This window comes from Bradyrhizobium sp. STM 3561 (assembly GCF_045571455.1).
Lineage (GTDB): Bacteria > Pseudomonadota > Alphaproteobacteria > Rhizobiales > Xanthobacteraceae > Bradyrhizobium > Bradyrhizobium vignae.
In genome coordinates this window covers 6,800,642-6,813,201 of sequence record NZ_CP120695.1, presented here as the reverse complement: position 1 = coordinate 6,813,201, position 12,560 = coordinate 6,800,642, and the positions used below count along the sequence as shown (strand labels likewise).

The window sequence follows — 12,560 nt, the reverse complement described above, 5'->3', positions numbered from 1 at the left end:
TCTCGCCTATTCCCCCCAATGCTGCAATCGCAAAATGCGAAATCACGCGCTTGCTTCGCGGTTTTGAGGGACTAGTGTGGCGCCGCACAAACATTGATGGATTCTTAAGCACCATCAAATAGTCAAAGGTTTCATGTTTACGCTGTTTCATCATCCGTTCTGTCCGCATTCGCGCTTCATCCGCCTGATCGCGGGCGAATACGGGCTTGACCTGAAGCTGGTCGAGGAACGCAGCTGGGAGCGGCGCGAGGCGTTTTTGCTGCTCAATGCGGCGGGCACGACGCCCGTCCTGGTGGACGAGGAGCAGCCGCCGATCCCGGGCGCGGCCATCATCGCCGAATATGTCGACGAGGCCTATGGCGCCGGGATGGGACCCAAGCGCCTGATGCCGGAGACGACCTTCGAGCGCGTCGAGGTGCGCCGGCTGATGGCCTGGTTCAACGAAAAATTCTTCGAGGAAGTCTCGCATCCCCTCGTCACCGAGCGCATCTACAAGCGTTTCATGAGCGAGGAGAACGGCGGCGGCCCGCCTTCGGCCGACGTGATGCGCGCAGCGAAAGCCAATGTGCGCTATCATCTGGCCTATATCGGCTGGCTGGCGCAGACGCGCAATTTCCTCGCCGGCGACCGGCTCACTTACGCGGATCTCGCCGCCGCGGCGCACCTTTCGGCGATCGACTATCTGGGCGACGTGCCATGGAGCGAGGACGACGCAGCAAAGGCGTGGTACGCGCGGGTGAAATCCCGCCCGTCGTTCCGTCCGCTGCTGAGCGAATGGCTGGCTGGCGTGCCGGCGTCGCGGACCTACGTGGACCTGGATTTCTGAACTCCGATCCGACTGAACTGAAGGCGGCGCTCGAACACGAGGCGCGCGCGCTCGGCTTCGACTGCGTCGGCATCACCGCGCCGGGCACGATCGAGAGCGCCGGGAAACACTTCCTCGAATTCATCGCCTCAGGCGGCCATGGCGACATGGACTGGCTCGCGGTGCAGCCCGAGCGCCGGGTCGATCCGCGCGGACTGTGGCAGGACGTGCGCAGCGTGATCATGCTCGGCGTCAATTACGGCCCCGACCAAGATCCGCTGGCGATCCTGAAGCAGCGCACGCGCGCGGCGATCTCGGTCTATGCGCAGGGCGACGACTATCACGACCTCATCAAGAAGCGGCTGAAGGCGCTGGCGCGCTGGCTGGTCGCGACCGCCCCGTCAGAGGTGAAAGTGTTCGTCGACACCGCCGCGGTGATGGAGAAGCCGCTGGCGCAGGCCGCGCATCTCGGCTGGCAGGGCAAGCACACCAATCTGGTCTCGCGCGAGTTCGGCTCATGGCTGTTTCTCGGCGCGATCTACACCACGCTCGATCTGCCGCGCGATGCTGCCGAGATCGACCATTGCGGCTCGTGCCGGGCGTGTCTCGACATCTGCCCGACGGCGGCGTTCCCCACGCCCTACAAGCTCGATGCGCGGCGCTGTATCTCCTATCTCACCATCGAGAACAAGGGTCCGATCCCGCAGGAATTCCGCAAGGCGATCGGTAATCGCATCTATGGCTGCGATGATTGCCTCGCGGCCTGTCCGTGGAACAAGTTTGCGCGGGAGGGGCGCGAGGCAAAGCTCGCCGCGCGCGACGAATTGCGCGCGCCTTCTCTCGCCGAACTCGCGCGGCTCGACGATGCCGCATTCCGTGCGCTGTTCACGAAATCACCGGTCAAGCGCATCGGCCGCGACCGGTTCTTGCGCAACGTGCTGATTGCGATCGGCAACTCGGGCGAAGCTGCCCTGGCGGAAGAGGCGCGGCGATTGCTGGATGATGCCAACCCGCTGGTACGCGGAGCTGCGGTCTGGGCGCTGGCGCAGTTGGTGTCGCGGGAGGAGTTTGATGCGATGAGGGCCAATGCGATTGCCGACGAGCAAGACGAGAGCGTGCGCGAGGAGTGGCAGCTCGCCTCCTAATTTTCGCTGTCATGCCCCGGCTTGATCGGGGCATACGCCGCGGCTTCTCGGCTCAATCACTGCCGTCTCGGCATACTGGATCGCCCGATCAAGTGTTCAGCCCGGGGACATGACCGACGGGTGTTCGGGGACATAGCCGACACATTCTCCGCTCGCCAAGTCGATGATAGCGACTTGGTGGGCGGCAAAGAAGATCCCGTATTGCGCATCGTTTGCCGAGGGGCGGATGGCGAGGCGCTCGCCACGGAAGGCCTGTGGCACTTTCCAAAGACGTCCCTTGAAGCTGACATAGGCTTTGGTCGTGGAGACGCGGCGCACGATCTCATGGCTGTCGTATTCGACCTGTGGCAATCGATCGGGCATTGCTCGCTGGCTGGGCCGATATCGACTGGCCGGGACCTGTTGTCCGAGCGCCTCGTGTGGCCGTTCGAAGTTGTAGACTTCCCGCCAGGCGTCGAAGGCACGCTGCGTCTCTGCGAGATCGCGGAACTGTCGCAGTGCGAACACCTCAGCCGCGAGGGTGCGGTGGAATCGTTCATTCTTGCCGCGGCTTTGCGGGTGATATGGGCGGCTGTGGATGACGGCGACGCCAAGCTTGAGCAGCCACACCGAGAACCGTGTCCATCGCTCGCCGGAAGGATCACCCCAGGGCGAACCATTGTCGACGAAGAAAGCCTCCGGGAGCCCGTAGTGGCGAAAGGTCTTCTCCAAGCGGCGGCGCACGGTATCTGTGCGTTGATCGGCACAGGCCTGCAGGCACAGATCATAGCGGGAGTGGTCATCCACCACCGTCAGAGGATGGCACTGGGTATCATTGCCGAGCCGAACCCAGCCTTTGAAGTCCATCTGCCACAACAGATTGGGGGCCGGCATCTCGAAACGCTGGCTTGCCGTCGGGCCGCCGATCGGAGGCTTGATGCGGCCAGACCGACGCAAGATCTGATGAACTGTTGAGACTGCTGGCGAACGCAAGCCATTGCGCTCCAGGCAGTGAGCTATCTTGCGAGCTCCCCATGCCGGATGGGCATCGCGTACCGCGAGAATACGTGCCTCAAGCTCGCAATCGGTCTGTCCCGGGCTCGCATGCGGTCGGCGCGAGCGGTCGTCGACATTCTGATCCGCTTGCCATCGTGCAAGCCATTTGTAGCCCGTGTCGGGATGGATATTGAACCGCCGGCAGAGCTCCCGCCGGTTCGCTCCCTCCTGCATCGCAAGCCGCACGAACTCCCGCCGCTGATCCATCACCGACACCTCTCGCCAGGGCATGGACTTGGCCTCCTTTACTGCCAAATCCCTGCACTATGATGTGTCGGCTATGTCCCCGAACACCCGTCGGTCATGTCCCCGGGCTGAACATCAAGTCGGGCGATGACACCTGTTATTTTGGCAAGAGCTTTTGCCCCCTCACTCTTACGACGCCCACCCTTGATTTCCTCACCCATTCCCGCAATCTCGCGCGCATGACAAACATGCCTTTCTTCACGCGCGACGGCGATACATTCCATCCGACGGAAGTCGCCAATGGTCCATGGGATCCGACATCGCTGCACGGCCACGTCATCGTCGGCCTGCTCGGCTTCGCGATCGAGGAACGCCATTCCGGGCCCGAATTCGTGCCGGCGCGGCTCACGGTCGACATGTTTCGGCTGCCGACGATCGACAAACCGATTCAGGTGACGACACGCCTCGTGCGTGACGGTCTGCGCATCCGCGTGGTCGAGGCGGAATTCGTCTCCGGCGGCGTCAGCATGGCGCGCGCCTCTTGCCAGCTGCTGCGCAAGACGCAGAATCCGGAGGGCAATGTCTGGTCGCCGCCGAACTGGGAGGTGCCGAAGCCATCAGACATCCCGAAACCGACCGATCCCAGGCTCGGCATGAACGGCAAATGGACCACGCGCCCCATCGTCGGCCACATGGGCTCGCTCGGGCCGCGCCGGCTGTGGATGAGCGAGGTGCGCGAGCTCGTCGCCGGCGCCCCGATGACGCCGTTCGTCCATGTCGCCGTTGGTGCCGATTTCGCCAGCCCGTTTGCCAACGCCGGCGACAAGGGACTCGGCTACATCAACAGCGACGTCACGATCTATCTGCACCGCCTGCCGGTGACGAAGTGGATCGGCTTCGAGGTGGTGAACCACCACGCCACCGACGGCGTCGCGATCGGCGAATGCTGGCTCTATGACGAACAGGGCCCGATCGGCACCGCGACGGTCGCAGCGCTGGCCCAGCGCAAGCCGATGGCAAAAGCGCCGCCGCCGTAGCCACACTGCCATTCCGGGGCATCGCGCAGCGATGACCCCGGAATCCCGCTCAACAATCTCTGGATTCTCTGATGCGCAATTGCGCACCGTAGTTCGCGCTCCGCGCGCCCCGGAATGACGGCTAGAGCGCGATGAGATTTGGATGAATCGTCATCGCGCTTTAGCTTGTTGTTTACGCATGATCTTTCCGGAAAACCGCTTCGCACTTTTCCGGATCATGCTTTAGACGAGATGCCGCCGCATCTCGGGGCGCGCCTTCAGCTTGGCGCCCTGCTTGGCCGCGATCTTCGCGATTCTTTCGGGTGCGAACTTCAAATCGACGAACGCCGGCGCGGTATTGGCGACCTCGTGATAGCTCGCGATCTTGCCGTCACGCAGCGTGATGACGGCAACACCCTCGAACATCGCCCGCGCACCGTTCGCTTCCGGCAGGGTTGATTTGTAGCTGAAGGTGTAGCGCGCATAGAGCGTGGTGCCGTCGGTGACGGGCTCGTGCATGTCCCAGCGGAAATCGGTCGCCGTACGATAGAACCAGTCATCGATCATCGCGGCGATCTTCGCGCGGCCGGCGAAGGCGCCGTAGAACACGTCGTGATAGACCCCGTCTTCGGTGAACAGCTCGGCGAAGGCACGGCCGTTGCGCTGCTCGACGGCATCGCAGAAAGCGCGCAGCATGGCAGTGGTGGTCATTGGCGCATCTCCCAATTTCTCCGTCATGCCCCGGCTTGCCGCCTTCGCTAAAGCTTCGGCGGCCGAGCACCCTTGTGGCCCCGGCGTAGCCTTGGCGGAGCCGGGACCAGGGCATCCAGTACGCCGCGGCTTCTCGGTTCAAGCACTGCCTTGGCTGGAATACTGGATCGCCCAATCAAGTCGGGCCATGACACCGAATGTTGGGCACCAGTTTCACCCGATCTCGGCCACCGCGGCAAGAATGCGCGCGATGTCTTGCGGACGCGACAGGCGGTGATCGCCGTCCTGGATCATGGTCAGGACGACATCGTCGGCCGGCAGGCGATGGGTCAGCGCAAACGCGTGCTGCCAGGGCACGTCGGGATCCTGCGCGCCTTGCAGGATGCGGACGGGGCAGCCGAGATCGATGGCGCTGCCGAGCACGAGGTGATTGCGGCCCTCCTCGATCAGGTTCCGCGTGATCGGATAGGGTGAGCCGTCGCCGTATTCCGAGGGCCGAAGCCAGACGCCTTTGGTCTCGATCTCTTTCTTCACCGCGGCCGAGAAATTCTTCCACATGAGCTCCTCGGTGAAGTCGGGCGCCGGCGCGATCAGGACGAGACCGGCCAGCGACGCTTTGCCAGGACGCTTCTTGATCTCGCGCGCGAGCAGCAGCGCCATCCAGCCGCCCATGGACGAGCCGATCAGGACCTGCGGGCCGTCGCAAAACCGCTCGAACACCGCGACGCTTTCCTCCAGCCAGCGTCCGATGGTTCCGTCGGCGAAATCGCCGCCGGACTCGCCGTGGCCGGAATAGTCGAACCGGACCATTGCGCGGCCGTGATCCCGGGCCCAGGCGTCCAGCGCCAAGGCCTTGCTGCCCTGCATGTCCGATTTGAATCCGCCGAGCCAGACCAATCCGGGTCCCTGTCCACGCCGACTGCGCACCGCGATCCTGCGTGCGGACAGGCCCTCGCCCACATCGATGAAGTCGAGCATGGCATCAGGAATTATGTCGGTCATGGAACGTTTACTCTGGCTGTGCGGTTTGAGCTGTTTGGACGCGTCCCGCAGCTCAATTCGGTGGCGGCATTGCCCTTTGGGACGCTTGCGGAACAGATGCAAGGTGTCTATGTCGTCAGCGCGCCCAGGCGTGACCAAAATGCCTCGCATTTGAGGGTTTTTCGCGTTTCGCACGAGCGACTTGCTTGCCGGCAAACGCATCTTGCTTCAAAATAGCCGCTTCCTTCACAACTTTGGAGAACCACCCATTCGCCGTCCTAATAAAGCTCCGCCCGCTGCCAGCAAAGACGGGCCACGCATCAATGATGATATCCGCAATGCGCAGATCCAGCTGATCGACCAAACCGGTGACAACAAAGGAGTGGTCGAGACCGTCGTCGCCATCCGGATGGCTCAGGAAGTCGGCATGGATCTGGTCGAGATTTCGCCGAATACCAGCCCTCCCGTCTGCAAGATCATGGACTACGGGAAGTACAAGTATTCCGCGCAGAAGAAAGCCGCGGAAGCTCGTAAGCGGCAGAAGACGGTCGAGATCAAGGAGATCAAGCTCCGCCCGATGATCGACGACCACGATTACGACGTGAAGATGCGCGCCATGCAGCGGTTCTTCGAAGAGGGCGACAAGGTCAAGATCACGCTGCGCTATCGTGGCCGCGAAATGGCGCACCAGGAGATCGGCACCAAGCTTTTGGACAAGATCAAGACCGACGTCGCCGAGCTCGCCAAGGTCGAACAGGACGCGCGGTTCGAAGGTCGCCAGGTCGTCATGGTGCTGGCGCCGCGCTGACGCGAAGCGCTTTGGGGACTGAGAATTCAGCGGCCCGTCCGGATCTCCGGCGGGCCGTTTGTGTGTCAGATCCTCCTCGCCTGCCAGGTGCCGCTGCACCGGTCGCCGGAGATGACGCCCTTCCATGAACCGGCGCCGTTCAGGCCCGCGAGCCGGCCGCCGCCGCTGGCATGGGAGGCGCCGACCGAAACCTGGACGGCGACGGCCCCGGAGTGGTTGACCCGGCCCGAGACCCGGCCGCCGCCGGCGGACGAGACGCGGCTGCCTGTCACGACGAAGGGAACGCTGTAGCCCGAGCTGCAATTGCCGCGGGTGGTGGCGAAGGTGACGTTCCAGATGCCGTCATAGCCGCCGGCGCGGGCGTCGGCGGTCTGTGGCAGCGCAGCCGTGGCGAGCACGGCGAACGGCGCCAGATGGCGCGGCCGGGCGAAATTCGCCAGCGAAGAGAGAAATTGCGGGAAAGGGGCCATTTTGGTCCTGCTTCAGGCACAAGGCTTGGAGATGAGGGGTGGCAACCTCCAATAGTCGGCGGGCAGGTTTCGGCGGTTCATCGTTGCCAATTGGCTTGTCCTCTGTCATAAGCCCAGCCTTCATCGCCCGGCTGATTAAGGGCTGCCGTGGCGGTGTTTCGTGCGGGTTTCGCGCTTGTTCGTAAAACCTGAGCACAATCAACGCTCTAACGAGCATTTTTGACGGCCAGCCGCCTTCGCGGGCGAATCTCTATGGCCATTAGGAGAGCCAAATGCCCAAGCTGAAGACCAAATCGGGCGCTAAAAAGCGCTTCAAGGTGACTGCCACCGGCAAAGTGATGCACGCCCAACGCGGCAAGCGTCACGGCATGATCAAGCGGACGAAGAAGCAGATCCGTCAGCTCCGCGGCACCCGCGTGCTGTTCAAGACCGACGGCGACAACGTCAAGAAATACTTCTTGCCGAACGCCTGATCGCGTCCACGATCACTGCCAGCCTCGCCGCGCATCCCGCGGCAATCCGATAACCAAAGTCATCTCTGAAGGATTTCGTCATGTCTCGCGTCAAACGCGGTGTGACCGCCCACGCCAAGCACAAGAAGGTCTACAAGGCCGCCAAGGGTTTCTACGGCCGCCGCAAGAACACCATCCGCGCCGCCAAGCCGGCCGTGGAGAAGGCCCAGCAATACGCCTTCCGCGACCGCAAGCGTCGCAAGCGCACTTTCCGCGCGCTCTGGATCCAGCGCCTCAACGCTGCCGTCCGTCCGTTCGGCCTGACCTACAGCCGATTTATCGACGGCCTCGCCAAGTCGGGCATCACCGTGGACCGCAAGGTGCTGTCGGATCTCGCGATCCGCGAGCCCGCCGCGTTCCAGGCGATCGCCGAGAAGGCCAAGGCCGCGCTGGCGGCGTAAGCCGTCTTGCACTGTGCTCGCAGCGTTCAGCTTGTGATGGCCCGGTCAGGGGCGCGCCTCGCGCTTTACTGCCCCGGCCGTCACCTGTCGCGCCAATACACTTCTCCGACGTGGATGTCCGGCACAATGCCGGGCGTGACGGGCTAGGATCATCGGCTCAGCATCCTGGCCAAAAGGGATTGCCATGACCGATCTTGCCCAGCTCCAAGCCCAGATCATCGCCGACATCGCCGCCGCCTCCGACGAGGCTGCGTTGGAAGCCGTGCGTGTTGCAGCCCTCGGCAAGAAGGGCTCGATCTCGGCGCTCCTCGCCACCCTCGGCAAGATGTCGCCGGACGAACGCAAGACGCAAGGCGCCGCGATCAATCAGGCCAAGGACGAAGTCGGCCAGGCGCTCGCCGCGCGACGCGACGTGCTGAAGTCGGCAGCGCTCGAAGCCCGGCTCGCCTCCGAGACCGTCGATGTCACCCTGCCGCTGCGCGATGCCGCAGCGGAAACCGGCCGCATCCATCCGCTGAGTCAGGTCTGGGACGAGCTGACCACCATCTTCGCCGACATGGGCTTCTCGGTGGCCGAAGGCCCCGACATCGAGACCGATGACTACAACTTCACAAAACTGAATTTCCCGGAAGGCCATCCGGCGCGCGAGATGCACGACACGTTCTTCTTCCATCCGAAGGAGGACGGCTCGCGCATGCTGCTGCGAACCCACACCTCGCCGGTGCAGGTGCGCACCATGCTGAGCCAAAAGCCGCCGATCCGGGTGATCTGCCCGGGCCGCACCTATCGCATCGATTCGGACGCGACCCACACGCCGCAATTCCATCAGGTCGAAGGCCTCGTCATCGACAAGACCTCGCATCTCGGCCACCTCAAATGGATCCTGCACGAGTTCTGCAAGGCGTTCTTCGAGGTCGATCACATCAACATGCGCTTCCGCCCCTCGTTCTTCCCGTTCACCGAGCCGTCGCTGGAGGTCGACATCCAGTGCCGCCGCGACAAGGGCGAGATCCGCTTCGGCGAGGGGGAGGACTGGCTCGAGATCCTCGGCTGCGGCATGGTGCATCCGAACGTGTTGCGCGCCTGCGGCATCGATCCCGACGAGTACCAGGGTTTTGCCTGGGGCATGGGCATCGACCGCATCGCCATGCTGAAATACGGCATCGCCGACCTGCGCCAGCTGTTCGACAGCGACGTCCGCTGGCTGTCCCATTACGGCTTCAAGCCGCTCGAAGTGCCAACGCTTGCCGGAGGGCTGAGCTCGTGAAATTCACCCTCTCCTGGCTGAAGGACCATCTCGACACCGACGAGCCGCTCGAAAAGCTCGCCGACAAGCTCACCATGATCGGGCTAGAGGTCGAGAACATCGAGGACAAGGCGAAGGCGCTCAAGCCCTTCACCATTGCGAGGGTGATCTCGGCCGAGCAGCATCCGAATGCCGATCGGCTGCGGGTCTGCATGGTCGACACCGGTGACGGTGGCGCGCCGGTGCAAGTCGTGTGCGGCGCGCCGAATGCGCGGGCCGGGCTCATCAGCGTGTTCTCGCCGCCCGGCACCTACATTCCCGGCAAGGACATCACGCTGGGCGTCGGCACCATTCGCGGCGTCGAGAGCCGCGGCATGCTGTGCTCGGCGGCTGAGCTCCAGATCTCGAATGACCATGACGGCATCATGGAATTGCCGGCGGATGCACCGATCGGCGCGGCTTATGCCGAATGGGCCGGCCTCGGCGATCCCGTGGTCGAGATCAACCTGACGCCGAACCGGCAGGACTGCACCGGCGTGCACGGCATCGCGCGCGATCTTGCCGCCGCCGACATGGGCAAGTTCAAGGACCCGACGATCAAGCCGATCAAGGGCGAATTCCCGTGCCCGGTGAAGGTCACTGTCGAGGACGCAACGCTGTGTCCGGGCTTCGCACTGCGCCTCGTGCGCGGCGTCAAGAACGGGCCTTCGCCGGAATGGCTGCAGAAGCGGCTGACCGCGATCGGGCTGCGCCCGATCAACGCGCTGGTCGACATCACCAACTTCATGACCTTCGACCGCGCGCGGCCGCTGCACGTGTTCGACGCCAAGAAGGTGAAGGGCAATCTCGTCGTGCGCCGCGCACGCGAGGGCGAGAGCCTGCTCGCGCTCGACGGCCGCACCTACAATCTCGATCCCGCCATCTGCGTGATCGCGGACGAGCGCGGCGTCGAATCGCTCGCCGGCATCATGGGCGGCGAAGCCTCGGGCTGCGACGAGACCACGACCGACGTGCTGATCGAATCGGCGCTGTGGAACGAGATCAACATTGCCCAGACCGGCCGCAAGCTCGGCATCAATTCGGATGCACGCTACCGCTTCGAGCGCGGCGTCGATCCGGCCTTCATGGTGCCGGGGCTGGAGCTCGCGACCAGGCTGGTGATGGAGATGTGCGGCGGCACGCCGTCCGAGACTGTCGCGGTCGGCAAATCCTTCGCCGACGACCGCGTGATCGATTTCCCGGTCACGGAAGTGAAGCGCCTGTCCGGCATCGAAGTGCCTCAGGTCGAGATGAAGCGTATCCTGACCCATCTCGGCTTCATGATGGCGGGCCCCGGCCCGGTGGTGAAGGTGGCAGTCCCCTCTTGGCGCTCCGACGTGCACGGCAAGGCCGATATCGTCGAGGAGATCGTGCGCATCTTCGGCGTCGACAAGGTGCCGATGACGCCGTTCGAGCGCGGCGAGGACGCGCGCAAATCCGTGCTGACGCCGCTCCAGCTGCGCACCCGCCGCGCGCGGCGCGCGCTGGCGAGCCGCGGCATGGTCGAGGCCGTCACCTGGTCGTTCATCGCCAAGCCTGCGGCAAAATTGTTCGGCGGCGGTCAGCGCGAGCTCGAAGTGGCCAATCCGATCGCCTCTGATCTCTCCGACATGCGTCCGACCTTGCTCGCGGGCCTGATCGCGGCCGCGCAGACCAATGCCGATCGCGGCTTCGGCGATGTCGCACTGTTCGAGGTCGGTCAGGTGTTCAAGGGTGATCGCCCGCAGGACCAGTTCATGGCGGCGAGCGGCGTGCGCCGCGGCCTTGCTTCGTCCGAAGGTCTCGGACGGCACTGGACCGGCTCCGCCCAGGCTGACGTGTTCGACGCCAAGGCCGATGCGCTGGCGGTGCTGGCTGCGGCCGGCGCGCCGATGCAGGCGCTGCAGATCGTCGCCGGCGGTCCCGGCTGGCTGCATCCGGGCCGCTCCGGCACGATCCAGATCGGGCCGCAGAACGTGCTCGGCAGTTTCGGCGAGGTGCATCCCCGTGCGCTCGAGGCGCTCGGCGCCGACGGTCCGTTGATGGTGTTCGAGGTGATCCTCGACCGCATCCCGGAGGCGAAGAAGAAGCCGACCCGCGCCAAGCCGCTGATCGAGCTTTCGGCGTTCCAGCCTGTTACGCGCGACTTCGCCTTCATCGTTGAGCGCACGGTGAAGGCCGGCGACATCGTGCGTACGGCGCAGGGCGTCGACAAGAAGCTGATCACTGGCGTCAACGTCTTCGACGTCTACGAGGGCAAGGGCATCGAAGACGGCAAGAAGTCTATCGCCATCGCGGTGACGATCCAGCCGCGTGAGAAGACCCTGACCGACCAGGAGATCGAGGCCGTCGGTGCCAAGATCGTGGCCGAGGTCACGAAGAAGACCGGTGGCACCTTGCGGGGATGAGTCTCGCCGGCTTTCTCCCGCAGGACGTCAGCCTCACCATTGCGATGGCGCTCTGCGCCGTCGCTTTCGTTTCGGGCACCGCCCGCGGCTTCTCCGGCTTCGGCTCGGCGCTGATTTTCATGCCGCTGGCGAGCAGCATCGCGGCGCCGCGGCTCGTTGCCGCCTTGCTGCTCGTCATCGATTTCGTCGCGGCAGCGCCGCTGCTGCCTGACGCATGGCGCAAGGCGGACCGCAAGGCTACCGCCGTGATCGTGCTGGGTGCCCTGATCGGCGTGCCCGCCGGCACATACTTTCTCAGCGTGCTCGAGCCCGTCACCACGCGCTGGATCATCTCCTGCTTCGTCGCAGCGCTGTTGCTTCTGCTGCTGTCGGGCTGGCGCTATCGCGGCAAGGACCACACCTGGCTCTCGGTCGGCATCGGCAGCCTCTCCGGCTTCTGCAGCGGCCTCGCGCAGACCGGCGGCCCGCCGATCGTCGGCTATTGGCTCGGCCGTCCGATCGCCCCGATCGTCGCGCGCGCCAACATCGTACTGTTCTTCGGCGCGTCCGATTTCTTCTCGATGGTCAGCTATGCGACAACGGGTTTGATCAGTCGCGAATCGCTGGTGCTCTCGCTGATCGTCGGCCCCGTCTACGCGCTCGGGGTCGCGTTCGGTGCTTCGCTGTTCGGGCGCGCGAGCGAAAAGGTGTTTCGCGGCATTTGTTACGGGCTGATCGCGCTGGCGGTGATTGCGGGGCTGCCAGCGCTCGACGGGGTGTTGCGCTGAAATCTCAACCGCGCGCTTGTCCGGGACGACGGCGCAGTTTGTTGCGGCTTG

Annotated in this window: 14 protein-coding genes; 9 read left to right on the top strand and 5 right to left on the bottom strand. The window is 64.2% G+C overall.

Annotation, left to right across the window (positions count from 1 at the left end):
* The first annotated feature begins 133 nt into the window (after window positions 1-133).
* Window positions 134-826, top strand: coding sequence for a glutathione S-transferase family protein (locus tag P6U28_RS32340; protein ID WP_122400198.1), 693 nt, complete (start codon window positions 134-136; stop codon window positions 824-826).
* Window positions 775-1,950 carry a tRNA epoxyqueuosine(34) reductase QueG gene (gene queG / locus P6U28_RS32335; RefSeq protein ID WP_129142383.1) on the top strand — a complete coding sequence of 392 codons (1,176 nt, stop codon included), beginning with the start codon at window positions 775-777 and terminating at the stop codon, window positions 1,948-1,950. Before P6U28_RS32340 ends, queG begins: the two co-directional genes overlap by 52 nt.
* Window positions 1,951-2,046: 96 nt before the next feature.
* Here the strand turns inward: queG and P6U28_RS32330 are convergent, their stop codons facing one another.
* The gene (locus P6U28_RS32330) at window positions 2,047-3,216 is read right to left on the bottom strand and encodes an IS481 family transposase (protein ID WP_122402397.1); all 1,170 of its coding nucleotides are present in this window, start codon (window positions 3,214-3,216) and stop codon (window positions 2,047-2,049) included.
* 194 nt (window positions 3,217-3,410) lie between these two features.
* On the opposite strand from P6U28_RS32330, the gene P6U28_RS32325 reads away from it, so the two are divergent.
* Window positions 3,411-4,208, top strand: coding sequence for an acyl-CoA thioesterase domain-containing protein (locus P6U28_RS32325; RefSeq protein WP_407120475.1), 798 nt, complete (start codon window positions 3,411-3,413; stop codon window positions 4,206-4,208).
* Window positions 4,209-4,430: 222 nt separating this feature from the next.
* Here P6U28_RS32325 and P6U28_RS32320 read toward each other — a convergent pair whose 3' ends face one another.
* The 3 genes from P6U28_RS32320 to P6U28_RS32310 form a co-directional block, all read right to left on the bottom strand.
* Entirely contained in the window at window positions 4,431-4,898 is a 468-nt protein-coding gene (locus P6U28_RS32320; protein WP_164937199.1) for a nuclear transport factor 2 family protein, read from the bottom strand.
* A gap of 213 nt (window positions 4,899-5,111) precedes the next feature.
* The gene (locus P6U28_RS32315; protein WP_129145714.1) at window positions 5,112-5,900 is read right to left on the bottom strand and encodes a carboxylesterase; all 789 of its coding nucleotides are present in this window, start codon (window positions 5,898-5,900) and stop codon (window positions 5,112-5,114) included.
* 115 nt (window positions 5,901-6,015) lie between these two features.
* The gene (locus tag P6U28_RS32310) at window positions 6,016-6,243 is read right to left on the bottom strand and encodes a hypothetical protein (protein WP_162500028.1); all 228 of its coding nucleotides are present in this window, start codon (window positions 6,241-6,243) and stop codon (window positions 6,016-6,018) included.
* On the opposite strand from P6U28_RS32310, the gene infC reads away from it, so the two are divergent.
* Window positions 6,148-6,687: a translation initiation factor IF-3 gene (gene infC / locus P6U28_RS32305; protein ID WP_122406304.1), complete on the top strand. Its 540-nt coding sequence runs from the start codon at window positions 6,148-6,150 to the stop codon at window positions 6,685-6,687. The two genes, P6U28_RS32310 and infC, sit on opposite strands and share 96 nt — an antisense overlap.
* A 65-nt stretch (window positions 6,688-6,752) precedes the next feature.
* Here infC and P6U28_RS32300 read toward each other — a convergent pair whose 3' ends face one another.
* On the bottom strand, window positions 6,753-7,157 hold the full coding sequence (locus P6U28_RS32300) for a hypothetical protein (RefSeq protein ID WP_129145715.1): 405 nt from the start codon (window positions 7,155-7,157) through the stop codon (window positions 6,753-6,755).
* A gap of 272 nt (window positions 7,158-7,429) precedes the next feature.
* Here P6U28_RS32300 and rpmI point away from each other — a divergent pair, with 272 nt between their 5' ends.
* From rpmI to P6U28_RS32275, 5 genes are all read left to right on the top strand, one after another.
* Window positions 7,430-7,630 (top strand): 50S ribosomal protein L35, encoded by a 201-nt coding sequence (gene rpmI, locus P6U28_RS32295; protein ID WP_008539890.1) that lies wholly within the window; start codon window positions 7,430-7,432, stop codon window positions 7,628-7,630.
* An 80-nt stretch (window positions 7,631-7,710) separates the two neighbouring features.
* Window positions 7,711-8,070 (top strand): 50S ribosomal protein L20, encoded by a 360-nt coding sequence (rplT, locus tag P6U28_RS32290; protein ID WP_027550107.1) that lies wholly within the window; start codon window positions 7,711-7,713, stop codon window positions 8,068-8,070.
* A gap of 184 nt (window positions 8,071-8,254) precedes the next feature.
* Window positions 8,255-9,337: a phenylalanine--tRNA ligase subunit alpha gene (gene pheS, locus P6U28_RS32285; RefSeq protein ID WP_129145716.1), complete on the top strand. Its 1,083-nt coding sequence runs from the start codon at window positions 8,255-8,257 to the stop codon at window positions 9,335-9,337.
* Window positions 9,334-11,742 carry a phenylalanine--tRNA ligase subunit beta gene (gene pheT, locus P6U28_RS32280; RefSeq protein WP_122400204.1) on the top strand — a complete coding sequence of 803 codons (2,409 nt, stop codon included), beginning with the start codon at window positions 9,334-9,336 and terminating at the stop codon, window positions 11,740-11,742. Before pheS ends, pheT begins: the two co-directional genes overlap by 4 nt.
* Window positions 11,739-12,509: a sulfite exporter TauE/SafE family protein gene (locus P6U28_RS32275; RefSeq protein WP_407120474.1), complete on the top strand. Its 771-nt coding sequence runs from the start codon at window positions 11,739-11,741 to the stop codon at window positions 12,507-12,509. Before pheT ends, P6U28_RS32275 begins: the two co-directional genes overlap by 4 nt.
* The last annotated feature ends 51 nt before the right edge of the window (window positions 12,510-12,560 follow it).

Excerpts from the sequence above, each read along its gene's own strand:
- P6U28_RS32320 (WP_164937199.1), bottom strand. The coding sequence starts at position 4,898 with ATGACCACCACTGCCATGCTGCGCGCTTTCTGCGATGCCGTCGAGCAG.
- queG (WP_129142383.1), top strand. The coding sequence starts at position 775 with ATGGCTGGCTGGCGTGCCGGCGTCGCGGACCTACGTGGACCTGGATTT.
- P6U28_RS32340 (WP_122400198.1), top strand. The coding sequence starts at position 134 with ATGTTTACGCTGTTTCATCATCCGTTCTGTCCGCATTCGCGCTTCATC.
- P6U28_RS32315 (WP_129145714.1), bottom strand. The coding sequence starts at position 5,900 with ATGACCGACATAATTCCTGATGCCATGCTCGACTTCATCGATGTGGGC.
- P6U28_RS32300 (WP_129145715.1), bottom strand. The coding sequence starts at position 7,157 with ATGGCCCCTTTCCCGCAATTTCTCTCTTCGCTGGCGAATTTCGCCCGG.
- pheS (WP_129145716.1), top strand. The coding sequence starts at position 8,255 with ATGACCGATCTTGCCCAGCTCCAAGCCCAGATCATCGCCGACATCGCC.
- rpmI (WP_008539890.1), top strand. The coding sequence starts at position 7,430 with ATGCCCAAGCTGAAGACCAAATCGGGCGCTAAAAAGCGCTTCAAGGTG.
- P6U28_RS32330 (WP_122402397.1), bottom strand. The coding sequence starts at position 3,216 with ATGCCCTGGCGAGAGGTGTCGGTGATGGATCAGCGGCGGGAGTTCGTG.
- rplT (WP_027550107.1), top strand. The coding sequence starts at position 7,711 with ATGTCTCGCGTCAAACGCGGTGTGACCGCCCACGCCAAGCACAAGAAG.
- P6U28_RS32275 (WP_407120474.1), top strand. The coding sequence starts at position 11,739 with ATGAGTCTCGCCGGCTTTCTCCCGCAGGACGTCAGCCTCACCATTGCG.
- P6U28_RS32325 (WP_407120475.1), top strand. The coding sequence starts at position 3,411 with ATGACAAACATGCCTTTCTTCACGCGCGACGGCGATACATTCCATCCG.